The following is a 21,665-nucleotide window of genomic DNA, read 5'->3' on the forward strand; positions in this document are numbered from 1 at the left end:
TCGACGTCCGGGAACAGCACATCATCCAGCGAGCAAACCCCCACCAGCCAGGCATGCCCTGCCGGAACGTTCCCGCACGCGCCCTGACCTGGGAAATCACGGAACTCCGGTCAGAGCCTTGAAAACGGCCAGGGCCGCTCTTCGCTTCAGGCTGTGCGCTCTTCAACGGTGTGGGAAGTTTCAGTGAGTGCCGGTACCGAGCCGGCCGTGGCTCTCCCTGGAGGTGGCCCTCAGCGTGCGGGCCCGCGCTGGCAAGGACCGTCACTCCGTCTCGACGCGTGCCGCGGGTAGGTGGCGCCGCTGCTGATGGCTGCGGCTCGGCGCAGGAAGCCGGAGGACCTTTCCCGCTTGCAGATTCTCTTTCTCGCCTTCCCCGGGGGTGTCGCCGAATCACGAGTCTGCTCGCGTCCGGCGACGCCCGACGTTTGTAACGGTCAGGCTGTATGGGAGCGGGTCGAGGTGATCACGACGGATGTGTAGGGCATGGTGGCGTGGCCGCCGAGCTTGTCGATCGCGGTCCCGGCGCTGTCCAGGACCTCCGCCACTTTGTCTGCGGGGAGTTGGGTGAGACCGCCGAAGGTGGGCAGTTGGTCGAGCCACTCCTCTCGGGAGTAGGTGCGCTCCCAGGTGAAGCGCCACTGTTCTGGCTCGCTGAAGCTGCCGGTCTGCCGGATCCCGTCGGCGATTTTCGCGAACAGTGGCTGGTAGGCGTCTACGGCCGAGCCTCTCAGTAGGCCGGGGTTGAACGGTGAATCGGGGGCGACCCGTTGGAGTGCTTCGGCGAGGGCGTCGATCACCTCGGCCGGAAGCTGGGGGACGTGGTGGAAGGGGGCGAGTCGGCCGCCGGGCCGGAGCACCTGGGCCGCCTTGACCGCGCCGGCGACGGGGTCCACCCAGTGCCAGGCGGTGCCGGCGATGACAGCGTCGAACTGCCGCCCGGCCGGCTGCCAGTCCTCGAACCTGGCGAGCTCGACCTCGACACCGCTGCGTCGCGCGAAGGCGGCCATCCGCTCGTCGGGCTCGACACCGAGCACCGTGCAGCCGACCACCTGGAACTGCCGGGCCTCGATGCCGGTCCCTGCTCCGACGTCGAGGACGTGCCGACCGGGGCTTGCCGCGACGATCCTGTCCACCAGGGCCTGGGGGTACGGCGGTCGGGCGCGGTCGTAGCGTTCGGCATCCACGCCGAACGACTCGGCCGTCTGACGGTGACGGTGGGGCTCCGGGCCGGACTCGTCCGGCTGTCCCTGCGATAAAGTGGGCATGCGCCCACACTAATGGGCGGTTGCCCACTTGTTAAGGGCGGGGCGGCGCGGAAAGGGAGACCATGCCGACAGGGGTGCACATCCATAACGTGCGCGGCCAGCTGTTCGAAGCCGCCGAGCGCGTCCTGCTCAGGGACGGGCCCGACGCATTGACCAGCCGGGCGGTCACGGAGGAGGCGAACTGCGCCAAAGGTGTGCTGCACCGGCACTTCGCCGACTTCGACGCTTTCCTGGCGGACCTGGTCCTCGACCGCGTCCGCGGCATCGAGAATCAGACCACGACTCTGCGCGCGGCCGCCGGCACCGGGAGCATGGTGGACAACCTCGCCGACGCGCTGCAAGACCTGTTCGGGCCGGTCACGGTGGCGATCGTCGCGCTCATCACCTTCCGCGACGGCCTCCGCGCACGGCTGCGCGAGGCCGGTCTGACCGGTATCCCACTGGTTATGCAGGGCACCGCCATGATCGCTGCATACCTCACCGCCGAACGGGAGCTGGGGCGTCTGGCCGGTGACGCCGACGTCGACACACTCGCCCCCACCCTCGTCGGGGCCGGGCACCTGCTGTTCGCCGACCGGACCAGCGCCCCACCGCAGACCCCCGCCGTCCGCAAGATGGTGACCACCGTCATCACCAGTGCCTTGCGGCCACCTGAATCGTGACCTAAACGCCCAAGTGGCACGTCTCTTCCGCCCGCCCCTCCGCCTCCCTCCCTCCCCGGGGCTGGTAGGCATCCGCAGCGAGTTCTGTCCGCAGGCTATGCGCCAGCTTCCTGGGGAGATCCACTGAGCAGGTATGGGTTCGCCCCAAGCAAGAGGTGGCCGTTTTCAAGGAGCGCCATCAACCCGATCAGCGAGTCCCGCATGGCGTCGTCCCGGCCGCCCTCCCGGTCGCCTGGGACGAGACACGCTTCCTGGCCGTAGACGGTCAGGGCCCAGTTCGTGGTCGCCCGTGGTGCGCGCGGTGGGTCGCGGCGTCGACCATCAGGTCGCACGGGGTGCCGGTGCCGGTGTTGTCGGCACCGCCGGAGTTGTGCCAGAGGAAGGGCTTCAGACCGCTCGAGGCCGGCTCACGGCTCGAACAGTGCACGGCCGCCTGCCTGGACTACCCTGAGCGCGTCCTTGCCGCCCTGCGCCAGACTCCGGAGGTGCACCCATGAGCGCGGCGACTGTGGCGCAGGCCGCGCCGGCCCGGCAGATGTGGCCGCTGTACGCGGCGGGATTCACCACCGCGTTCGGGGCGCACGGCATCGCCGCGAATCTCGGCGGCTACTCGCAGGACGCCGTCACCTCGCTGCTGGTGCTGGGCGGACTGCTCGCCCTGTACGACGGTGCCGAGGTCGTGCTGAAACCGGTCTTCGGAACCCTGGCCGACCGGATCGGCGCCCGCCCCGTTCTGCTCGGCGGCCTCGTCGCGTTCGCCGCCGCCTCCGCCCTGTACGTGGTGGCGGACAGCGCGGACTGGCTCTGGGCGGCCCGCCTCGGCCAAGGGGCGGCGGCCTCGGCGTTCTCCCCGTCGGCTTCCGCACTGGTGGCCCGGCTCAACCCGGCGGCCAAGCACGGCCGCGCGTTCGGCAGCTACGGCTTCCACAAGTCGATCGGTTACACACTGGGCCCGCTCCTCGGCGGCGTCCTGGCATGGGCCGGGGGGCTGCGCCTGTTGTTCGCGGTGCTCGCGGCACTCGGCGCGGGCGTCGCCGTATGGGCGGCGCTCGTCGTGCCCGTCGTACCGCCGCTGCCCAAGGCCCGCCAGACCGTGCTCGACCTGGCCCGGCGGCTGGCTGAGCCGTCCTTCCTCGCCCCGACGTCGGCCCTGGCCGCGGCGACTGCCGCGCTCTCGGTCGGGGTGGGTTTCCTGCCGGTCTCCGGCCGCGCGGCGGGACTGGGAACGATAGCCACCGGCGCGGCCGTGTCGGTGCTGGCCGCCTGCGCGGCCGTAGTACAGCCCAGGGCCGGGCGAGCCCTGGACGACGGACGCCTCACCCCACGCGGCGGCATGGGCGCCGGGCTGCTCATCACTGCCGTCGGCCTCACCTGCGCCATGCTGCCCGGCCTGACCGGTGTCCTCGTCGGTGCCGCCCTGATCGGTGCCGGAACCGGGCTGATCACCCCGCTCGGCTTCGCCGCCCTCGCCGCCTCGACGCCGACCGAGCGCCTCGGCCAGACGATGGGCGCCGCCGAACTGGGCCGCGAACTCGGTGACGCCGGTGGCCCCTTGCTCGTGGCTGCCGTGGCCTCGCTGACGACCCTCACCCACGGCTACGCGACTCTCGCCGTCCTGCTCGGCGCGGCCTCGGTGCTCGGCCTGGCACACCGGCGCCCCGGACCGGCCCCGCAGACTTCCGTGCCGAAACGCTGAGTCCGGACGACCACCCCTCGGAGTCGACCCCCGGGAGCATCCAGCGCGGACCCCCGGCCCCGTCTTCTGCAGCTCTCACGCCCTGCGACGCCTAACTCTTGAAGTGCGCCGTGGCCAGGACGCTTCCGTCCGGGGCCACCAGACGGGCGCCGGTCACCGTCGCCGGATCGACCTCGGCCGGCGCCCCCCAGTACCCGTAACCGCCCTTGAGCGGGAACGAACCTGCCGGCACCGTCGACCCGTCGGCGTGTACGAGCAGACACCGCACCGGGCCCCGGCCGGCCCCGTCGAGGTCGACTGACATGTACACCCATCCCTCGCCGCCGGAATGAGCGAAGAAACGGCCCACCTCGTGGCCCTCGGAGACCAGGGCCGCCTCCCGTAGGCCGCCGGCCGTCGGCTGCGAGACGGTCGACGGGGCGCCCACAACCACCGTGCCGACCGCCCAGCCGCCGAAACCGCAGGCCAGGGCCGCGGCCACGCCGGCCGCCGCCAGCCCCAGCCGGCGCCTGAAGGGCTTCGGCGCGGGCGTCGCGCCCAGCGCCCGTACGACCCGGCTCTCGAAACCGACCGGCGGCTCGGCACCCGGAAGCAGCGCGAGGAGACCGTCACCGACCGCCGTGAGCCGCTCGACGTACTCCCGGCAGTGCGGGCAGCGGTCCAGATGGACGACCGCCTCGGCCCGGTCCCGGGCCGGCAGGACCCCGAGCGCCAGCTCGGCGCCCAGCTCCCGCAGTCGCTCGCACTCCATGCCCCTCACCGCTTCTCCTCCGTCTCCAGGAGCGCTCGCAGCTTGAGCGTCCCGGTCCGGATCCGGGTCTTCGCCGTGCCCAGCGCAACGTCCTCGGCCTCCGCGACCTCCCGTGCCGTCATCCCGTAGATCCCGGCCATCACCAGGGCCCGCGCCTGCTCCCGGGGGAGCTCCGCCACCGCCCGCCGGACGCGCCGCGCACTGTCGTCGGCGAGCGCCCGCCGCTCCGGCGTCTCGGTCACGATGCCGAGCAGCGTGTCCAGATCCTCGGGGGCGACCGGGTCCGCCCGCCGGGCCCGTACCGCGTCGATCGCCAGATTGTGCGCGATGGCCGTCAGCCAGGCCCGCACCGAGCCACGCCGAGGGTCGTACACCTGCGCGTGCCGCCAGGCCCGCTCGAAGGTCTGCTGGGCGACGTCCTCGGCGAGCTGAGGATCACCGAGGACCGCGAGGGCCACGCCGAAGACCGTTCGCTGGAAACGGCGCACGAACGCGACGACGAGCTCGGGATCGCCCGTCGCCAGGCCGGTGAGCAGTGCCTCGTCGGGCACCGGCCCGGGGGAAAGGCCCATGCGCCACATACCAGGGATACGTTCCGCCGCCCGGAACGGATTGCCTTGACGCCAATTCTCCGCCATGCGATCCCGCGGTCCGCAATCCTTTGGCGGGCCGGCGCCGTACCCCTTTGCAGGGGGACGAACTGGAGGACCGACTCATGACCACCCCGCACACCCGCCGCCCGCTGCTCCTCGGCGTGGCCGCCGGCGGCCTCATCGCCCTGCTCGCCGCCTGCGGAGGCGGCGGCAACAGCGACAGCAACGGTGGCACCACCACCCCGCCCCCGCCGAAAGCCGGCACCTCGGCGACCCAGGTCACGGCGCAGCTGACCGACTTCCACATCCAGCTCTCCACGCAGAAGTACCAGCCCGGCCGGTACACCTTCACCGCGGAGAACAAGGGCAAGCACGAACACGCCCTGGAGGTCGAGGGCCCGGGCGGCGAAAACCGCAGCAAGACGCTTCAGCCGGGTCAGTCCACGACTCTCACGGTGACACTGAAGTCAGGCTCGTACGACGTCTACTGCCCGGTCGACGGACACAAGGACCTCGGCATGAAGACGAAGATCACCGTCGGCGCGGCCCCGACCTCGTCCGACACCAGCACATCCTCGAACAATGGGTACTAGGACCATGGTTACTGGCGGAGAGGCCACGAGGCTCGTCCTGCGCCTGGCCGGCGCGGGCCTGACGGCCACGATGGCCGCGATCCATCTGCGCCTGTGGAGCGAGGGCTACCGGGACCTCGCCACCATCGGACCGCTCTTCCTGCTCAACGGCGTCGTCGGCATCCTGCTCACCGTGGCACTGCTGGTCACGCCCGCGCGCCGGCTCGGCCCGGTCGCCGCCGTCACGGCCCTGTTCACGGCGGGAACGCTGGGCGCACTGCTCCTGAGCCTCACCACAGGCCTGTTCGGCTTCGAGGAGTCGACCGACGCCGAACTGGTCGGCCCGACCCTGTACGTCGAGACAGCGGGAACAGCCGTCCTGACCGCTCTGACGGTGGCTGCCTTCAGCCACCACCATGCTCATCACCACCGTCGACGCCACGGGCGCACTCTGGAGGGGACAAGGAGGTAGGGACCATGAGACGGGCGCTGCCGTCCGCCCACCGTCGCTGAGAGGCGCCCGCACCGCGCCGTCAGGTGTCCTGGGCGGGGAAGACCTCGTCGACGGCCCGGCGCAGTGTTTCGCGGACGACCGTCGCGTCGTCGAGTTCCGCGGCCTGGAAGGCGCCGTCGTGCAGCAGCACGAGGACACGTGCGGCGTGCTCCGGGTCCGGGTGGCCCAGGTCGGCCGAGAGGTCGCGGAGCACCTCGAACAGCCACCTGCGCTGGTCGTCGATCACCGCGCGCACCGGGTGGGCGCGGTCGGGGTATTCGGCGGCGGCGTTCAGGAACTGGCAGCCGCGGAAGCCGTCTTCGAGGGTCGCGTCGCCCAGCACCGCCATGACCGCGCGGATCGCCTCGCGCGGCGACCTGCCCTCGCGCGCGCGCCCGACCGCGTCCCGGATCCCCACGGCGGTGGCCGTCAGGTAGGCGGAGACGAGGTCGTCCTTGCTGGGGAAGTGCCGATAGAAGGTGGCGCGGGTGACCTTGGCCTCGGTGACCAGTCGGTCGACGCCCACGGCGTGGATGCCCTCCGCGTAGAACAGGCGCGACGCGGTGCGCAGCAGCCGGTCCTTGGGCTGGAGTCCGACGCGCAGTACGTCGCCACCGTCACCCAGGCCGTGGGCGGCCCGGTCGTCCTGGTGGGCCACTCCTACGCCGGCGCCGTCATCACCCGCGCCGCCCGCGAGGCGACAAATGTCGAGGCCCTGGTCTACGTCGCGGCCTTCCAGCCCGACGAGGGCGAGAGCGCTCTGGAGAACGCCTCCCGCTTCCCCGGCGCCAAGATGGGACCGGACACCACCACCGTGACGGAGCACGACGGCGAGCCGGAGCTGCGGATCCTGCCCGAGCACTACCAGGACGTCATCGCCGGCGACCTGCCCGCCCAGACGACGGACGTCCTGGCGGTCACCCAGCGCCCGGTGCGCCAGCAGGCACTGACGGCCGAGCTGTCCGGCGCGCCGGCCTGGCGCACCCTGCCGTCCTGGGCGCTGATCGCGACGCAGGACAACGCCATCCCCGTTCAGGCGCAGGAGTTCATGGCCGAGCGCGCAGGCTCGCACATGGTGCGCGTGGAGGCCTCCCACGCGGCGTCCATCTCGCAGCCCGACGCGGTGGCCGACCTCATCGTCGAGGCCGCCAAGTCCACCCGCTGAGTCTCGCCTCCTCACCGCCTCCATGTCCGGCGACTCGGTGGCGGTCACGAGGCGGACTTGCGCTGGAGTGCGCTCCAGGTCGTAGCGTCGCAGTCACCGCGGCTTACGAGGCCCACCCCGCCCGGCGCCCCTCAGGGGATGCCGGGCGGCGGAATCCGTTGCTGGATGGATGTGGGGCTTCGAGCCGTCCGAACGACGAACCGGTGCAGGGAAAGGCTGGGAGACATCATGCAGAAGCGCAGTCTGAGGGACCTCCGAGTGTCGGCCATCGGCCTGGGGTGCATGGGCATGTCCGCCTTCTACGGCTCCGCCGACCACGAGGAGGGGATCGCCACCATCCGGCGTGCCCTCGAACTCGGTACGAACTTCCTCGACACCGCGCAGATGTACGGGCCGCTCACCAACGAGTCGCTCGTCGGTGAGGCGATCCGGGGACATCGCGACGAGTACGTGATCGCGACGAAGTTCAACTACCGGATGGACAACGCCGTACCCGGCGACATCAGCACGGTCGGCCCGCAGGACGGCTCGGCCGAACACGTCCGCAGCTCCGTCCACGGTTCCCTGCAGCGTCTGGGGACCGACCACATCGACCTGTACTACCAGCACCGGGTCGACCCGAACGTGCCGATCGAGGAGACCGTCGGTGCGCTGGGCGAGCTGGTTGCCGAGGGCAAGGTGCGGCACATCGGGCTGAGCGAGGCGAGCGCGCAGACCATCCGGCGCGCCCACGCCGTGCACCCGGTCACCGCGGTGCAGAGCGAGTACTCGCTGTGGTCGCGGGACGTGGAGGCCGAGGTGCTGCCCGCCTGCCGGGAGCTGGGTATCGGTTTCGTGCCGTACTCGCCGCTCGGCCGCGGCTTCCTCGCCGGGCGGTTCACCTCGCCGGACGAGCTGGACGCGAACGACTGGCGCCGGGAAAACCCGCGCTTCAAGGACACCAACCTGGAGGCGAACCTGCGCCTGGCGGCAAAGGTGAAGGAGATCGCCGCCGAGAAGGACGTGACCCCGGCGCAGCTGGCCATCGCCTGGGTGCTGGCCCAGGGCGAGGACCTGGTACCGATCCCGGGCACCAAGCGCCGCACCTACCTGGAACAGAACGCCGCCGCAGTCGACATCGCGCTGACCGAGGACGACCTGGCCCGCATCGACGCCGAGCTGCCCGAGGCGGCGGGGGAGCGGTATGACGAGGCAGGGATGCGAGCCGTCAACCGCTAGGTGTATTGATCACGAGCGTTGACAACGCTCGTGATCAATACACCTGGCCGGCACGGCGCCGCGAGCAGGGCACGCGACCACTCCGACGGCGACGCCTTCCACCACCGCCACCACCGCCGGCAGCGCCCGGTGTGCGAGCGGTGCGGGTGAGGTTCGCCGACGAACGGCGGGAGAAGCCACGGTGCGCGCGGCGCCCGGCAGCGGCGGTGCCGATCTGCACGGCGGGTTCGTGGGCGTCCGGGTACCGCTGAGAACACCGGCGGTCCGTTCAGCCGGCAGGGCTTTCACGGCCCGCGCCGCCGACCCGGTGCGCGTCATGCCTGTGCCTTTGTGGTGATGGCCCGTTGGGCCGTGTAGCGTCGCTGCCAGACGTCGTGGTTCAGTACCTTGCCCGCGCTTCCGCGCGGGCGCTTTGCTGTGCGGTGCTGGACCAGGACGATCACCTCCAGGGCCGCGCGGTGCGGTTCCTGACAGCGACCGAGAGGCACCAGCATGGCCAGCGGAACCGTCAAGTGGTTCAACGCGGAGAAGGGCTTCGGCTTCATCGCCCAGGACGGCGGCGGACCGGACGTCTTCGCGCACTACTCCAACATCAACGCCTCCGGTTTCCGCGAGCTGCAGGAAGGCCAGGCGGTCACCTTCGACGTCACCCAGGGCCAGAAGGGCCCGCAGGCGGAGAACATCACCCTCGCCTGAGCGCGGACGTGACCAGGGCCCGGAGCAAGCACTCCGGGCCCTGGCCTACGGATGGCGGGACTGCCAACTCCAGTCGATGAGAACTGACACCGGTCAGGTGGTGCTCGCTTTCCTCGGTGCCGCCATGGTGGCCGGCATCGGAGGGTTTCAGGAATCAACGAAGTAGGCTCCTGCCATGGGTGCGTTCTTACCGTTCCTGATCTTGGTTGCGATCCTCGCAGTGGTCCTGGGCTTCTTCGCGTGGCTGGCATCACGTACCCGTCGCCGGGCCTCGCGGGCGGGGCCATGAGTGCGGCCATGGCCTCGTACGAGGAGGCGTTCCGTATCACGGCCCACGAATCCCACGTCGAGATCCGAGCTCAAGCGGAGCGCAAGGCGCCGTTCCTGTCGCCTGACGACCACTGGGGGCGAAGCCCTGGAGAAGCCGGTCCTGCGGGAGCAGGGGATCCCAGGCCGCTTCGGCCGCGTTCTCGCTGGCCACGACGGGGCGCTGGCCGCTGGGTCGATCGGCTGAGGCGCGGTCGTTGATGACGGGTTTCGTGGCGAGGTGCAGCGGACCCGGTGGCCGGCCATCACGGGTGTGAACTTGCCTGCGGAGCGGGCCTGTTCAACGCGGTCCCACCGGGAAAGGCGCCGGGCTTGCGGACCAGGGCCTCCAGCGAGTGGTCCAGTTCCAGGCGGGCCTTGCCCTTGGCGAGGAGCCGCTCGTGCCGGGCGACTTCCTTGAGGCCGCCGTAGACGACTTCGGCATCGAGGTCGGCGAGCCGGTACCCCCACAGACAGACGCTCTCGGGCACGTACTCATGGATCTTCTTGTAGGGGAGCCTCCCAGGTGGCGGTGATGTCGCGGGCGACGTCGCGTAGGAGGTCGATGAGCAGGTCTGCGAGCGGTGTGAGGCTGGCGTCGGTCTTGGTCACGGCGTAGAGCTGGCGGTGGGGCCTGGGGCGGGCCAGTTCGCGATGGGTGGTGCCGGGGGCATGGGTCAGCGCCAGGCGCGAGACCAGGGCCACTGCGCTGCCTGTGCCGACGAGCGCCTGGGCGACGTCGTAGGACTCGGTCTCGAACCGCACAGTGGGAGTGAAGCCGGCCTCCCGGGCAGCGTCGTGGAACTGTTCGCGGGCGGCGTGGCCGGCCAGGATGGAAACCCACGATTCGTCGCGCAGTTGCTCCAGGTGCAGTTCGGTGTCCTCGGGCTGCCCGGCGGCCAGTGGGTGGTCGTCGGGGAGCACCACGACCATCGGGTCCAGCAGGAGCGAGTGGGCCCGTAGGTGCCGGGACGGCGCGAGCGGCGTGCCCCAGGACGCGACGATGGCCACGTCCAGGCGTCCTGCGCTGATCTCGTCCGCCCCGCGCCCGGACACCACGTCCACGACCGAGACGTCGGCGTCCGGATGGCGGTGCCGAAGTGCCGTCAGGGCGGGTGGCAGCAGGTGCAGGGCAGCCGCCTGGAACGTCCCGATCCGCAACCGTAGGGAGAGGTGGCCGAGCAGTGCGGCCAGTTCCGCCCCGGCCTTGTCCGATGCCTCCTCCACGGTTCGACCGTGCAAGGCGAGCAGCGCACCGGCTGCAGTGAGCGTCGCCCCGCGAGGACCACGGACCACCAGGGGCACCTGCCAGTCGCGCTCGGCCTTGGTCACCTGCTGTGTGACCGCGGCGGGCGTGAGTTGGAGGGCGTGCGCCGCCGCCGTCAGGGAGCCGTGCCGCTCGATCAACGCGAGAAGCCGGAGCTGTCCCGGATCCACCACCATTCACCAATCTTAACGCTGCACCCTTCTCTTTTAACTTCTCTTACGAGTGCGGAACAGCAAGCCTGGTGGTGCACCCATCCACCTCAACCCCTGGAAGGGGTCTTTTCCCCATGCCCACGCATGTGCCCGTTTTCATCGCCACCACGTTGCTCCTGGCGATGTTGCCCGGCGCGAGTCAGGCCCTGATGATCCGACAGGTCCTGGAAGGCGGCCATCATGCACTCCGAGGCACGCTCGCGGGCAACGCCACCGGCTTCCTGCTGTGGTCAACGGCCGCCGCGGCCGGACTGTCCGCCGTCTTGCTGGCCAGCCCCACCGCGTACGCGGTGCTTCGGATCGCAGGCGGCATCGTGCTGATGATCCTCGGGGTGAACACACTGCGAACCGCCCTCACCACCGTCTCCACCCGCACGCCCCGCGATGGCCGGCGGCGCACCGGTTTCGCGGGCGGATACCTCACCGGCCTGAGTACCAACCTCGGCAACCCGAAGGCCGGCGTGTTCGCCGTGTCGGTGCTGCCCCAGTTCGTGACGTCGAAAGGCCCGGTGTTCCTGTCGACCGTCGCCCTGGGAGTTCTGTGGGCGCTGGTCAGCGCCTCCTGGTACATGGTGCTGGCCTGGGCCGTCGGCAGAGGGCGCGACCTGGTGTCCCAGCCGACGGTTCTGCGGGGACTCAGTGTGACGACCGGCGTCGTCCTGCTCGGGCTGGGTGCCGCGGTGGCAGCAGGTGTCTGAGGTCCGGGCCGAAGCGCCTCCCAGCATCCGACCGCCCAAGCCGTATGCCGCCCCTGTGCACGGGGAGCCGATGACGCACGCTACGACGCCGGACGGAACCCGCATCGCCTACCAGCTCCAGGGCCAGGGCGCGCCGCTGGTCCTGCTGGCGGGCCAGGCCAACAACCACCACTGGTGGGACGCGGTTCGCGCCGACTTCCATCCCGCTCGCAGCACCCTCACGCTGGACTACCGCGGCACCGGTGACAGCGACAAGCCCGACACCCCCTACAGCACCGAACTGTTCGCCCGGGACGTCATCGCCGTCCTCGACGAACTCGGCATCGACCGGGCCGACGTCTACGGCACATCCATGGGCGGAAGGGTGGCCCAGCAGCTCGCGGCCCGCCACCCCCACCGGGTGGGCGCCCTGGTTCTCGGCTGCACCTCACCCGGCGGCCCGCACAGTGTCGAACGCGGCAACGACGTCCGCCGAGCCCTGACGCAACCGCAGCCCGGAGCCGCGCGCCAGGCCCTGCTGGAGCTGATGTACACCCCCCAATGGCTCGCCTCCCATCCCGGCCCGCACCACACCCTCGGCGACCCCGGCATGCCGGCTCACGCCCGGCGCCACCACCTCGCGGCCAGCAGCCGGCACAACGCCTGGGACCTCCTGCCCGACATCAGCGCACCCACCCTTGTCATCCATGGGAGCGACGACCTGCTCAACCCCACCGCCAACGCACCCCTGCTCGCCGACCGCATCCCCAACACCCGACTGCACCTGATCCCGGAAGGCCGGCACGCCTACTTCGAGGAGTTCCGCATCCACGCCGGCCACCTCGTCCTGGACTTCCTCACCACCGCCCACGAGCCGTAAGAACACCGCAGCCGGTACTCGGCCGCCCTCCACCCCGGATACCTACCGCGCACGCGCGGCGCCCCGAGCCCACCAGTACCGCCGCGCGTACGGTCGCTCGGAGTACGACACCCACACAGGTCACATGACTCCAGATCGGTGACGCCCTGGGGGAGTTGGGCGACTTCTCCATCCGCCATGGCTCCGGACGCCAGATCATGCCAGCCAGCATCATCCCCCGAGCTGCCTTCTGGAAGGCCGGCACTGATCCGCCGGGCACGGTGTGGACGCGGTCGGACGCCTGGGTTCTGACGCAGGATCCGTTGGTGCAGTGAGCGGAGCGCGGGACCGAGGTCCGCGCCCATCGCCTGGGCGAGCCACCGTCGCATCGCTTCGTACGTGAGGAGCGCGTCCGTGGGGCGGCCCGTGCGGCACAGCGCGAGCATCGGCAGTTCCGCCAGGGTTTCCCGCAGCGGGTGTGCGGCGGCAAGGCGAACGAGTTCGTGGACGTACTCGTAGGAACGGCCGAGCTCGACCCGCGCCGTACTGATCGGCGTCCTGCTTGCCTTTCTCGGCCTCGGCGCGTACGGCGCGGGCGCCCAGGACGACCTCCGCCTCGCGCGCTGGGACGCACCCGGCACGGAGTCCGTGCGCGCCGCGAACGCGCTGCGCGACGGCTTCCGCACCGACAAATCCGACCCTCGCCCTGCTCGTCACGGCCCGCGGCGGTGACGTGGACAGCCCGGCCACCGAACGGGCGGGACGCGAACTCGCCGCTGAGGTGAGCGACGTGCCGCCCGTCACGGACGTCACCTCGTACCGGGACGCCGACAGCACCGCCCTGCGCGGCGAGGAAGGCCGCCGTGCCCTGATCTGGCCCGCATCAAGGCCTCAAGGAGCTCGGCATCGGCACGGCGCTGACTGCGCCGACTGAGGATCAAGGAGGGCGGCGAGCCCGCACTGGACGTACCGCGCGGGGAGCACATGTGATCACCTTCCACGTTGCCCGGGGTTCGGCGGCAGGTCGGTGTGGGCACCCTCGCCCCCACCGTCACCGTAGCCCAGGCAGGCGAGCACCCGCCTTCGAGACGCCTGACGCTGACCAAGGACACAGGTCCTGGGCGCCCACGACTACGGCTTGTTGTCACCTGTACCGGTCGGTCGAGATATCGCACGCTGTCCGACAAGGTAATTTTGTCATGTTCGCGCCTCAATGGAGAGGATGCCCTATGGAAGGATGTAAGTTCACGCGGCGCGCGGTGTTGGCTGCGGCGGCCGGCGGGATCGCAGGGCTTGGTTCCGGGGCGTTCACCGGCACCGCACAGGCGGCGGCCGGACCGGCGGAGCGGGTGGCCGCCGATCCGCCGTCCGGGACGGTGCGAGTGTTCTGGCTCAAGCCCTCGGACGTGGCGAACGACCATCGGTACCCCAACGGCATCACGGGTGTGATGAGGGAGTCGCAGCGCTACTACCGCCAGGAACTCGGTGTGACGTTCAAATTGAACGACCCAGCGGTGGAGGTGGTCCAGGGCAGCCACACGCGGGCCTGGTACGAGAACACGCCGAACGGCGGCGACGCGTACTGGTGGGTGGTCTTCAACATGCAGCAGGAGCTGATGGCCAGGTTCGGTCTCAGATCCCCGGACTCCCGCTGGCTGTGCGTCGGCGAAGTCAGCGCGGAGAAGACGAATGTCTCCGGTGGCGGTGGGGGTGGCGGCTGGGTGATCCTCAGCGGCCACGACGCCGACGGCGCCGCCGGGATCAACGGAGCGATGAACCGGTGGTACGGCGGCATGGTGCACGAGTTGGGCCATGCCTTCGGTCTGCCCGACTCCTCGTTCACTGACGGCACACCGATGTCCGCCTCGTTCTACGACTACCCCGACTGCCACTTCAACCAGCAGCAGAAGGACGGGATACGCAACGGCCCCTACGGCCGCTTCCTGTCCTGAACTGCACAGGCCCCGCCCTTGGCGCCGGCACGTTCTTCGGGTAAGGGCGCAGCGAGGCTGGCGATGGACTGGCCTTCCAGGTACGCGGTGCGCACGGCGTCGGCCTTCCCGGCCCGGGGCGGTGGGGCGGCAGCCGCCCTTGTTGCTATGTCAGCGTGACGCGGGGAACGGTCTGTGCACGCGCCTCCGCAAGGAGGACTTGGACCGCCGATTCCCGTACGTGCCGTCGTTGAGGTAGCAGGTCCATACGCCTGGCGGCCGGAGTTGATGACGACAGCGCCCACGGCGCCGTGGCTTCGTAACCGGGAGCCGACACCGTTCGTCACCGAGTTTGGGCAGCGCTTGTTGATCGCAGAGCCGGAAAATGTTGGTGAGAACTGACACCGGTGCGGGGTGGGTGAACTCTGTGTCGCCGCGCTGCGCGGCTCTTGCTAAAGGGGCCCGTCACATAGGGAGTGAGAACAACCGTACTGGCCCTGAGGGCCACCGGGCATCGTCGCGCAGGGGCGTCACCATGGTCCGCAGCGGCATGGTCACCAGGCGGCCTTCGGGTTGTTCGACGAGTACGTCCTTGTCGAGCGGGTGCCATCCGAGGCGCTGGTAGAGCGACACGAGGGGAGGCCGACAGAAGAGAAGTGCGTGTTGAGGACCCATCGTTCGGGCGTGCTCCAGGGCAGCTGCGACGACGAGGCGAGCGAGGCCCTGACCTTGCATGCCGGGTGCGACGGCCACCCCGCCGACGCCCACCACCTCTGTCTCGGCGTCGCCGATCGCGGCAGGCAGTCGCAACAGGCCGGCGTGTGCCACGAGGCGGCCGTCGTGCCGGATGCCGAAGTGCTCTTCTTTCGGCAGCCAGGTCAGACCGGTCCAGGCGACGCCGAAGGGATCATCGCTATTGCCAAGGATCTCCTCCTGGTCCGCCTTCGTGTACTGGGCGAGCCGCACCACAGTCGGTGCCACAGTGGATCGGTTCTCAGACATTCCCACATGATGATCTCTCCGCCGAGCGCTGGCCAAGCGATTCCCCAGCCGATCTGCGCCGTCCAGAGCAGGGAGTTCAGGCCAAGTGGGCATCGTTTGCTTCCGAGGCCGGAGACCTTCCTCGGCGCCGTGATGATGGCCGCACCTGTTCAGGAAGGGCCACGTATGACGTCAGCCCGCGGTGGCTTCCCGTGCGGCAGCCCGGGCCTGGGTAAGGGCCAGACGGTCGGTGCGGCGCATCGTTGCGCAGATCGAGGAGGAGTTCGGCGAGGCGATCCCGTATCCGACGGTCCGGTACTTTGTCGCGGCCGCCGCCAGGAGATCGCCGCTCACGTGGGGGCGCCCGTTGAGGCGTTCGTGACCCGGCACAACGCGCTCGGTGCGGCTGCCGAAGTCGACTTCGGGACGGCTATGTGGATCTGGCCGGCCAGCGGACCCGCTGCTATCTGTTCGCCTTCCGGCCGGCCTACTCGGGCAAGGCCGTGCACCGCATCTCACGATCGTTCGGGCAGCGGGCGTTCTTCGAAGGCCACGTCCACGCGCTGACCACGCTGGGCGGGGTGCCGGCCGGGCAAGGTGCGCTATGACTGTGAGGATGATCGGGTGCCGCTTCGAGCGGTGGCCTGACTCGCGCTACGACTGAGTTCGCCGCGGCGGCCGCCGAGTACCACGTACCGCAGAGCGTCCTGCTGGCCGTCTCCAGCCCACCACCGCGTCCACAGCGCCCAGCGGGTATCGCCAGCTCGTCGGTTGGGCACGCTCATTCGGCACCCTGCGACGGGCCGGGGTGGAGTGCACCGGTTCCTACGGCGCCGCGCTGGCCCGTCACCTGCACGCCGAGGGCATCGAGGTGACCGAGGTCAACCAGCCGGACAAGGCCGTGCGCCGGCGCGGCGGCAAGACGGACGCCATCGACGCCGAGGCGGCGGCCCGCGCGGTGCTGTCCGGCCGCGCGACCGCGACCGCGAAGGCAAGCGACGGTCCGGTCGAGATGCTGCGGCTGCTCAAGCTGGCGAAGGGGTCCGCCATCAAGTCCAGGACCCAGGCCATCAACCAGCTGAAGAGCGTCCTGGTCTCGGCAGACGCTGCGCTGCGCGAGTCGCTGGCCGGGTTGAGTAACCCGCGCCTGTTCAAGCGCTGCACCGAGTTGGACGATACGGAGACCGCAGGGCCGCCGGGCACCGCCAGGCATGTTCTGAAACTCCTGGCTCGCCGGATCCAGCACCTGACCGTGGAGATCGACGATCTGAACAAGCGCATAGCCGAGGGTGTCGAGGCCAGCGTTCCCGGCCTGCTCGACGTGGCCGGCGTCGGCCCGGACAGCGCCGCCGCCCTCCTGATCTCGGCCGGCGACAACCCCGAGCGCCTCATCAACGAGGCGGCCTTCGCCGCCCTATGCGGCACCAGCCCTGTCGAGGCGTCCTCCGGCAAGCCCCAGAGACGTCGCCTCAACCGCGGAGGCGATCGCCAGGCCAACGCCGCCCTCTACCGAATCGTCCTCAGCCGCCTGCGCTGGGACGACCGCTCCCAGGACTACCTACGGCCACGGCTGGCCGAGGGCAAAACGCGCCGAGAGATCATCCGTTGCCTGAAGCGGTACGTCGCGCGCGAGATCTACCGGCTGATCATCCCCATCAGAACGGCTGTTGCCCACGGGGCCCGGCTGGAGCCGTGAGTTGACATCCATAGGGGCATCAACCTCACTCCGGCCGTGAAGAAGGCGCTCGATCAGTCCGTCGGTGCAGAGCAACACGGTGGAGCGGGCGGGCAGTGGCTCGGTCGCGTGCGGGCGCGTCGGGGTCGAGGCCGTGGCCGCCGGTGAGGTAGCGGGTGTCGCCGTCGTGGGTGATCAGCAGGGGCGGCGGGTGCCCGGGGCTGGAGACTCCAGCCCCCACCTGCCGTCCTCGTGCTCGCCAAGCAGGCCGTACAGGCAGGTGGCGGTCGCATGCGGATACAGGTTGTGGTACGCCAGGTCCAGGCGGCGCAGGGTGTTCCGGAGGGCTCTTGGCGGTCGCAGCCGATGCCGCGCAGCATGTTGCACATCTGGCTCATCGTGACCGCGCCGCAGGTCGTGGCCAGTGACATCGCCGATGATCACCGTGGTGTGGCCGGTGGGCAGAGTGAAGCTGTCGTACTAGTCGCCGCCGACTTCGGCGGTGTCCGTCCTGGTTGTCGACGTCCCGGCCAGCGAGATGGCACCGCACTTCGTGTACGGCACCGCAGCACGGGACAAGGAACAGCAGGCCGCGGTCATCCCGTACCGGGACAACGACCACACCGCCTGGATGGCAGAGCACCAGATCGAGCGGGCTTGTCGCGGCCGCTTCACGCGCGCTGGGGAGACGGCCCGGAGACCGAGCCGCTGTACGCTCGCAGGCCCCACCACATCCAACCCGCGCACACCGTGGTCTCTCCCGCGGCGGCAGACGACGAAGGACGCCAACCGCGCCGACGAACTGTGCACGGATCTGATGAGCCAGTTCGGGGTGCTCACGGCTGGTCGTCGGCGACTGTCTGCGGAGTAGATCGTCAGTCAGCGGTTGACTCGGGAGGCTGGTTAGGGGGGCAGGGTCGGGTGGCGGCGCTGGCAGTGCAGGTTCGTCGTTGGAGCCCACCTGGTGTCACCGTTACGGGATGGCCCAAGCTGACCCGCATGGATTGGTTGCCACTGCTCTCCACCCTCGCGGGCGCCGCGATCGGCATCGTCGCTACTCTCATCGCCGATCGGAATCGGTGGAAACACGAGGACGTCAAAGAAGCTCTTCGGCTGCGGCTCGACATCTACACGCAGTACACCACCACCGTGAAGGTCCTCGGTGAGACCCTGCGGGCCTTGGCCGAGCGAGAGCACCCTTCCGACGACGAGCGGGCGCTTGCGTTGCGCGAAGCCTTTCGGGATTCAGGAATAGCCATCGCGTCGGAACGAATGTGGCTCATCGCCCCCCAATCCGTCGTCAAGGCATCCAACAGCGTGTTCCATTGCCTGCGACGCATCTGCGATGGCTACATCGACGGCACTGCTGTCAACAGCTCAGAAGATCGCGCCCGCTGGGAGGCACGTGGCAAAGCAGCCGCCAAGATGCGCAAGCTCATGCGTGAAGATCTCGGAGTTGGCCCACTCACCGAACGCCACAGCAGCCTTATCAACGACTACAACAACCCCACTGCGCAGGGATCGTGACCGTGGCACCAACCTCCTGAGACGGCACATCTATGACCGTGTCCTACGTGGTGAGCATCGTTGACCTCGGTATGGGGCGGGGTACGTGGAGTTGTGGCATATCGAAGTCGACTGCCCACCGCCGGTTCCTGATCTGGTCGAGAGCCGGTGTCTGTGGTCGCCTGCACGAGGCCGTGCTGCACCGGCTCGACGACGCCGGCCCCATCGACGTCTCCCGCGTCGTCCTCGACACCGCCCACGTCAGGGCTAAAAAAAGGGGGCGCATCCACAGGTCCGAGCCCCGTGGACCGGGGCAAGCCGGGTTCCAAGATGCACAATCCTGTCGGACGCGAACGGACTGCCCCTGGTCGTCGGCGTTTCGGCCGGCAACACCCACGACAGCGAAGGGCTGAAGTTCATGGTCGAGGGTCACCAAACGAAACACGACCCTCACAACGGCAGGCACTTCAAGCCTCAACGCCTGCACGCAGACAAGGCCTACGATCGTGCCGACCTGCGCAGATGGCTCCGATGGAAACGGATCGGAGTGCGCGTCGCCCGAAAAGGGATCGAGTCCCGCGAACAATAAGGGCGACGCCGCTGGGTCATCGAGCGGACCATGTCCTGGCTGTCCGGCTACCGCAGACTCAGCCCCCGCTACGAGCGCCATCCCCGCAACTACTTGGCCTTCCTCGGACCCGCAGCCGCCCTCTGCTGCTACAAGCGACTCGTCCGCCTCACCACGTTGGACACGGTCTTAGTTTGAGCGAGACGGGGGCGGATTGGCTCTCTCGCTCAGTCCTGTTGGCGCTCTTTGAATTTGGCTCTGTCCGCAGTTACGTGAATCCCCAGGTCAGCGAAGTGAACGAGGGATCGTTTCGGCAGAGTATGTCCCGGCATGGCGAGCGAGACGGTCGAGGCTGTGCTGTTTCCGGGATCGATGTGCGAGTGGAGTGCGTCAGCGACTCCTTCGACGTCCTGACAGTGGAGGCGGCGTCCACCGCTCGCCCCGGTCGGTGCCCAGACTGCCGGAAACAGGCGAGACGCATACACAGCACGTACCAACGCGCCCTGAATGAAAGGCCGTTGGGATCTCGCCAGGTGGTGATCCGGCTGCGGGTCCGCCGGTACTTGTGTGACCGGAAGAGTAGTTCCCGTAAAACGTTCGTCGAGCAGGTACCGGGCCTGTCCGAGCGGCACCGTCGCTCCAGCACCTGGCTGACGGGCTGGCTGCGGTCGATCGCGATCGAGCGGCGGACGTCCGGCCGCGCGGTTGTGCCGCCGCCTGCGGCTGGCCGCGGGCCGGACCCGGCTGCTCGGCCTGTTGACGGCGCCGACGGTGCCGGCCCGTGCGCCGCGGGTGCTCAGGGTGGACGAGTTCGCCTTCCGCAAGGGCTGTACCTACGGCACCGTGCTCGTTGACGTCGAGGCCGGCCGAGTCGTGGACGTGTTGCCCGATCGCACCTGCGGGACGTTACGGCCTGGCTGACCGAGCATCCCGGAGCGGAGATCATCTGCCGGGACCGGGCCACCGCCTACACCAAGGCGGTCAGGGAAGCTGCCCCTCATGCCCTGGAAGTCGCTGATCGCTGGCACCTGTTGCAGAACCTGTCTGCGGCGGTGGAGAAGACCTGTCACCAGCACCGCAATTGCCTGCGCAAACGTGCCGAAGAGGAGACGGCGACTGAAGTGGCCGAAGTGGCCGAAGTGACCCCGATGCTGTTACCGCCCTCAGAACCGCCCCCCACCCAGATCATCGAACGCACCCGCCATCGCTACGAGGGCAGCCATCACTTCCTGGTCGACGACTTCGTGACCGCGGTCAACACCCGCACCCTGCCGTCGGTGAACGCGTGGGTCGCCGCCCGCTACACCCTGCCGGGCATCGTCGCGCACGAGTCCGCACGGCAGGGCGGGGTACGGCTGGAGATCCTGGACTTCGGGGACGCGCCCGAGCTGTGACGCCCGAGCCCCCGCAAGATCACCTCGTGGATTATGCGTCCCCTGGAGACGCTCACCGAAAGCCAGGACGAGCGACTCCTGCAAGTCCGGCTCGCCTGCCCGGACATCACCCGGGCCTGCGATCTCGCTCGGGCGTTCGCCGCTCTGGTCCGTCACCAGCGCGGATACCTTTTGCTGGAGTGGATCCGACAGGCCGAGCAGGACGGTCCGAAGCCCATGAAGGGCTCCGCCGGTTTCCTCCGCCAGGACCTCGACGCAGTGAGCGCCGGCCTGACCCTGCGCTGGAGCTCCGGAGTCGTCGAAGGACACGTAAACCGGGTGAAGACGCTCAAGCGAGCCATGTACGGCCGAGCCTCGTTCCGGCTCCTCCGGATACGCATTCTCACCCGGCCGTGATCTTCGTTATCAGGCCACCGATTTCAGGCAACGGCCGCGACACTATGACAGTGGACGAGAATGACGAGACCCGCGATCAACAGTTGCCCCTGCCTCCAAGGCCAGTTCTGCCAGACATGGCCGCAGCACGCAGTCGCGGGCCAGCTGACGTTGTCGAGGCCCATTGGCAGTCCCTACGACTCAGCTGGCAGTGGAGGCACGCAGTACACAAGATCCGCTCGCCCGGGCGCCCGTATCCGGGCATCGTTCCGCTGTTGGAGGCTGCCGCCGCTCAACCACGACTCCGACGGCTGTATCCGTTTACCAGCCACTTTGCCCTGCTCTTCAGCAGCTCCACCAGCTACCCCTGGAGTGTGCAGGCCGGATCGATCGAGCCCCTGCACAACGGACGGTTCAAGGTTCGCCGACGCAGTCCTTTCGCCGTGATCGGCGAAGTCGAGACCGCCGAAGAGGCCGTGGCCATGGTGCTTGAACTCCTGCCCACCGGCCCCGAGCCCGTCATCACCGCCTCCGCGGACGAGCACGTGTGACGGTGTGTGGCCACGTCCGTCGGTATCAGCACCCCGCGGCCTCTCCTCAAGATCCATCACGATAGAGCGGCCGGAGCCTTGAAAACGGCCACCACCGCTTGCCCTCCCCACTTGGTCGCGGGCTCAACCAGGGGGCGTGTCCACCTGACAGCCAGCTGATCTGGTGTCGGTGCCATGTCGGAGCACTGCAGGGGGCTGTCGGTCGGATGTCGGTGGTTCGTAGGCGGGAGCTGGCACCTTTCCAGAGACGGC

The 21,665-nt window shown here is 69.4% G+C and carries 27 protein-coding genes and 4 pseudogenes; 21 read left to right on the forward strand and 10 right to left on the reverse strand.

The features are described 5' to 3' along the window. Positions 1-434 precede the first annotated feature (434 nt). The gene (locus ACGFNV_RS35005) at positions 435-1,265 is read right to left on the reverse strand and encodes a class I SAM-dependent methyltransferase (protein ID WP_393628133.1); all 831 of its coding nucleotides are present in this window, start codon (positions 1,263-1,265) and stop codon (positions 435-437) included. Between the two features lie 62 nt (positions 1,266-1,327). On the opposite strand from ACGFNV_RS35005, the gene ACGFNV_RS35010 reads away from it, so the two are divergent. Together ACGFNV_RS35010 and ACGFNV_RS35015 are read left to right on the forward strand one after the other, a co-directional pair. Continuing rightward, entirely contained in the window at positions 1,328-1,927 is a 600-nt protein-coding gene (locus ACGFNV_RS35010) for a TetR/AcrR family transcriptional regulator (protein WP_393628135.1), read from the forward strand. A 493-nt stretch (positions 1,928-2,420) separates the two neighbouring features. Beyond that, complete coding sequence (locus tag ACGFNV_RS35015) at positions 2,421-3,623, forward strand: MFS transporter (RefSeq protein WP_393628136.1); 1,203 nt, start codon at positions 2,421-2,423, stop codon at positions 3,621-3,623. 91 nt (positions 3,624-3,714) lie between these two features. Here the strand turns inward: ACGFNV_RS35015 and ACGFNV_RS35020 are convergent, their stop codons facing one another. After that, positions 3,715-4,374 (reverse strand): hypothetical protein, encoded by a 660-nt coding sequence (locus tag ACGFNV_RS35020; RefSeq protein WP_393628196.1) that lies wholly within the window; start codon positions 4,372-4,374, stop codon positions 3,715-3,717. 5 nt (positions 4,375-4,379) lie between these two features. Beyond that, on the reverse strand, positions 4,380-4,955 hold the full coding sequence (locus ACGFNV_RS35025) for an RNA polymerase sigma factor (protein WP_393628138.1): 576 nt from the start codon (positions 4,953-4,955) through the stop codon (positions 4,380-4,382). Between the two features lie 134 nt (positions 4,956-5,089). Between ACGFNV_RS35025 and ACGFNV_RS35030 the strand changes: the two genes are divergently transcribed. Both ACGFNV_RS35030 and ACGFNV_RS35035 read left to right on the forward strand, forming a co-directional pair. Next, positions 5,090-5,560, forward strand: coding sequence for a cupredoxin domain-containing protein (locus ACGFNV_RS35030; RefSeq protein WP_393628140.1), 471 nt, complete (start codon positions 5,090-5,092; stop codon positions 5,558-5,560). A 4-nt stretch (positions 5,561-5,564) separates the two neighbouring features. Next, positions 5,565-6,011: a hypothetical protein gene (locus tag ACGFNV_RS35035; protein WP_393628141.1), complete on the forward strand. Its 447-nt coding sequence runs from the start codon at positions 5,565-5,567 to the stop codon at positions 6,009-6,011. A 61-nt stretch (positions 6,012-6,072) separates the two neighbouring features. Here ACGFNV_RS35035 and ACGFNV_RS35040 read toward each other — a convergent pair whose 3' ends face one another. Next, a complete protein-coding gene (locus ACGFNV_RS35040) occupies positions 6,073-6,690 on the reverse strand; it encodes a TetR/AcrR family transcriptional regulator (RefSeq protein ID WP_393628143.1) in 618 nt (205 codons plus the stop codon). On the opposite strand from ACGFNV_RS35040, the gene ACGFNV_RS35045 reads away from it, so the two are divergent. Both ACGFNV_RS35045 and ACGFNV_RS35050 read left to right on the forward strand, forming a co-directional pair. After that, on the forward strand, positions 6,619-7,197 hold the full coding sequence (locus tag ACGFNV_RS35045; RefSeq protein WP_393628197.1) for an alpha/beta hydrolase: 579 nt from the start codon (positions 6,619-6,621) through the stop codon (positions 7,195-7,197). The genes ACGFNV_RS35040 and ACGFNV_RS35045 overlap by 72 nt on opposite strands. Before the next feature lie 228 nt (positions 7,198-7,425). Next, positions 7,426-8,415, forward strand: coding sequence for an aldo/keto reductase (locus ACGFNV_RS35050; RefSeq protein WP_393628145.1), 990 nt, complete (start codon positions 7,426-7,428; stop codon positions 8,413-8,415). A gap of 314 nt (positions 8,416-8,729) precedes the next feature. On the opposite strand, the gene ACGFNV_RS35055 is transcribed toward ACGFNV_RS35050, so the two are convergent. Continuing rightward, positions 8,730-8,909: a hypothetical protein gene (locus ACGFNV_RS35055; RefSeq protein ID WP_393628147.1), complete on the reverse strand. Its 180-nt coding sequence runs from the start codon at positions 8,907-8,909 to the stop codon at positions 8,730-8,732. Here ACGFNV_RS35055 and ACGFNV_RS35060 point away from each other — a divergent pair. Then, positions 8,908-9,111 carry a cold-shock protein gene (locus ACGFNV_RS35060; RefSeq protein ID WP_393628149.1) on the forward strand — a complete coding sequence of 68 codons (204 nt, stop codon included), beginning with the start codon at positions 8,908-8,910 and terminating at the stop codon, positions 9,109-9,111. The two genes, ACGFNV_RS35055 and ACGFNV_RS35060, sit on opposite strands and share 2 nt — an antisense overlap. A gap of 572 nt (positions 9,112-9,683) precedes the next feature. Here ACGFNV_RS35060 and ACGFNV_RS35065 read toward each other — a convergent pair. Together ACGFNV_RS35065 and ACGFNV_RS35070 are read right to left on the reverse strand one after the other, a co-directional pair. Further along, positions 9,684-9,908 carry a hypothetical protein gene (locus ACGFNV_RS35065; RefSeq protein WP_393628151.1) on the reverse strand — a complete coding sequence of 75 codons (225 nt, stop codon included), beginning with the start codon at positions 9,906-9,908 and terminating at the stop codon, positions 9,684-9,686. A 4-nt stretch (positions 9,909-9,912) separates the two neighbouring features. Then, positions 9,913-10,860, reverse strand: a complete 948-nt coding sequence (locus tag ACGFNV_RS35070) for a LysR family transcriptional regulator (protein WP_393628153.1) — start codon at positions 10,858-10,860, stop codon at positions 9,913-9,915. A 110-nt stretch (positions 10,861-10,970) separates the two neighbouring features. Here ACGFNV_RS35070 and ACGFNV_RS35075 point away from each other — a divergent pair, with 110 nt between their 5' ends. After that, positions 10,971-11,594 (forward strand): LysE family translocator, encoded by a 624-nt coding sequence (locus ACGFNV_RS35075; RefSeq protein WP_393628155.1) that lies wholly within the window; start codon positions 10,971-10,973, stop codon positions 11,592-11,594. Positions 11,595-11,664: 70 nt separating this feature from the next. Next, the gene (locus ACGFNV_RS35080) at positions 11,665-12,453 is read left to right on the forward strand and encodes an alpha/beta fold hydrolase (RefSeq protein WP_393628157.1); all 789 of its coding nucleotides are present in this window, start codon (positions 11,665-11,667) and stop codon (positions 12,451-12,453) included. On the opposite strand, the gene ACGFNV_RS35085 is transcribed toward ACGFNV_RS35080, so the two are convergent. Beyond that, on the reverse strand, positions 12,381-13,118 hold the full coding sequence (locus tag ACGFNV_RS35085; RefSeq protein WP_393628159.1) for a BTAD domain-containing putative transcriptional regulator: 738 nt from the start codon (positions 13,116-13,118) through the stop codon (positions 12,381-12,383). The genes ACGFNV_RS35080 and ACGFNV_RS35085 overlap by 73 nt on opposite strands. Positions 13,119-13,165: 47 nt before the next feature. On the opposite strand from ACGFNV_RS35085, the gene ACGFNV_RS35090 reads away from it, so the two are divergent. Both ACGFNV_RS35090 and ACGFNV_RS35095 read left to right on the forward strand, forming a co-directional pair. Next, positions 13,166-13,366: a hypothetical protein gene (locus tag ACGFNV_RS35090; RefSeq protein ID WP_393628161.1), complete on the forward strand. Its 201-nt coding sequence runs from the start codon at positions 13,166-13,168 to the stop codon at positions 13,364-13,366. Positions 13,367-13,661: 295 nt separating this feature from the next. Next, a complete protein-coding gene (locus ACGFNV_RS35095; protein WP_393628162.1) occupies positions 13,662-14,384 on the forward strand; it encodes a hypothetical protein in 723 nt (240 codons plus the stop codon). A gap of 444 nt (positions 14,385-14,828) precedes the next feature. On the opposite strand, the gene ACGFNV_RS35100 is transcribed toward ACGFNV_RS35095, so the two are convergent. Further along, positions 14,829-15,365 carry a GNAT family N-acetyltransferase gene (locus ACGFNV_RS35100; RefSeq protein ID WP_393628163.1) on the reverse strand — a complete coding sequence of 179 codons (537 nt, stop codon included), beginning with the start codon at positions 15,363-15,365 and terminating at the stop codon, positions 14,829-14,831. Between the two features lie 171 nt (positions 15,366-15,536). Next, positions 15,537-15,698 (reverse strand): hypothetical protein, encoded by a 162-nt coding sequence (locus tag ACGFNV_RS35105; protein WP_393628165.1) that lies wholly within the window; start codon positions 15,696-15,698, stop codon positions 15,537-15,539. Between the two features lie 80 nt (positions 15,699-15,778). Between ACGFNV_RS35105 and ACGFNV_RS35110 the strand changes: the two genes are divergently transcribed. The 10 genes and pseudogenes from ACGFNV_RS35110 (at position 15,779) to ACGFNV_RS35155 (ending at position 21,413) form a co-directional block, all read left to right on the forward strand. After that, the gene (locus tag ACGFNV_RS35110) at positions 15,779-15,952 is read left to right on the forward strand and encodes a hypothetical protein (RefSeq protein ID WP_393628168.1); all 174 of its coding nucleotides are present in this window, start codon (positions 15,779-15,781) and stop codon (positions 15,950-15,952) included. Positions 15,953-16,131: 179 nt separating this feature from the next. Continuing rightward, positions 16,132-17,040, forward strand: a pseudogene (locus tag ACGFNV_RS35115) (IS110 family transposase); the annotation flags it as partial. Between the two features lie 481 nt (positions 17,041-17,521). Next, on the forward strand, positions 17,522-17,890 hold the full coding sequence (locus tag ACGFNV_RS35120; protein ID WP_393628170.1) for a hypothetical protein: 369 nt from the start codon (positions 17,522-17,524) through the stop codon (positions 17,888-17,890). A gap of 50 nt (positions 17,891-17,940) precedes the next feature. Then, complete coding sequence (locus ACGFNV_RS35125) at positions 17,941-18,546, forward strand: hypothetical protein (protein WP_393628172.1); 606 nt, start codon at positions 17,941-17,943, stop codon at positions 18,544-18,546. Positions 18,547-18,641: 95 nt separating this feature from the next. Then, a pseudogene (locus ACGFNV_RS35130) lies at positions 18,642-19,291 on the forward strand (IS5 family transposase); the annotation flags it as partial. A gap of 122 nt (positions 19,292-19,413) precedes the next feature. After that, complete coding sequence (locus tag ACGFNV_RS35135) at positions 19,414-19,947, forward strand: transposase family protein (RefSeq protein WP_393628198.1); 534 nt, start codon at positions 19,414-19,416, stop codon at positions 19,945-19,947. 90 nt (positions 19,948-20,037) lie between these two features. Continuing rightward, positions 20,038-20,187, forward strand: a pseudogene (locus ACGFNV_RS35140) (transposase); the annotation flags it as partial. Positions 20,188-20,301: 114 nt separating this feature from the next. Beyond that, positions 20,302-20,487 (forward strand): annotated as a pseudogene (locus ACGFNV_RS35145) (gfo/Idh/MocA family oxidoreductase); the annotation flags it as partial. Between the two features lie 33 nt (positions 20,488-20,520). Beyond that, positions 20,521-20,883, forward strand: a complete 363-nt coding sequence (locus tag ACGFNV_RS35150; RefSeq protein WP_393628173.1) for a transposase — start codon at positions 20,521-20,523, stop codon at positions 20,881-20,883. A 116-nt stretch (positions 20,884-20,999) separates the two neighbouring features. Next, positions 21,000-21,413: a DUF6193 family natural product biosynthesis protein gene (locus ACGFNV_RS35155; protein ID WP_393628199.1), complete on the forward strand. Its 414-nt coding sequence runs from the start codon at positions 21,000-21,002 to the stop codon at positions 21,411-21,413. Positions 21,414-21,665: the final 252 nt, after the last annotated feature.

Origin of the sequence: Streptomyces sp. NPDC048751, assembly GCF_043198595.1 — a bacterium.
In the GTDB taxonomy this organism is placed as follows: Bacteria; Actinomycetota; Actinomycetes; order Streptomycetales; family Streptomycetaceae; genus Streptomyces.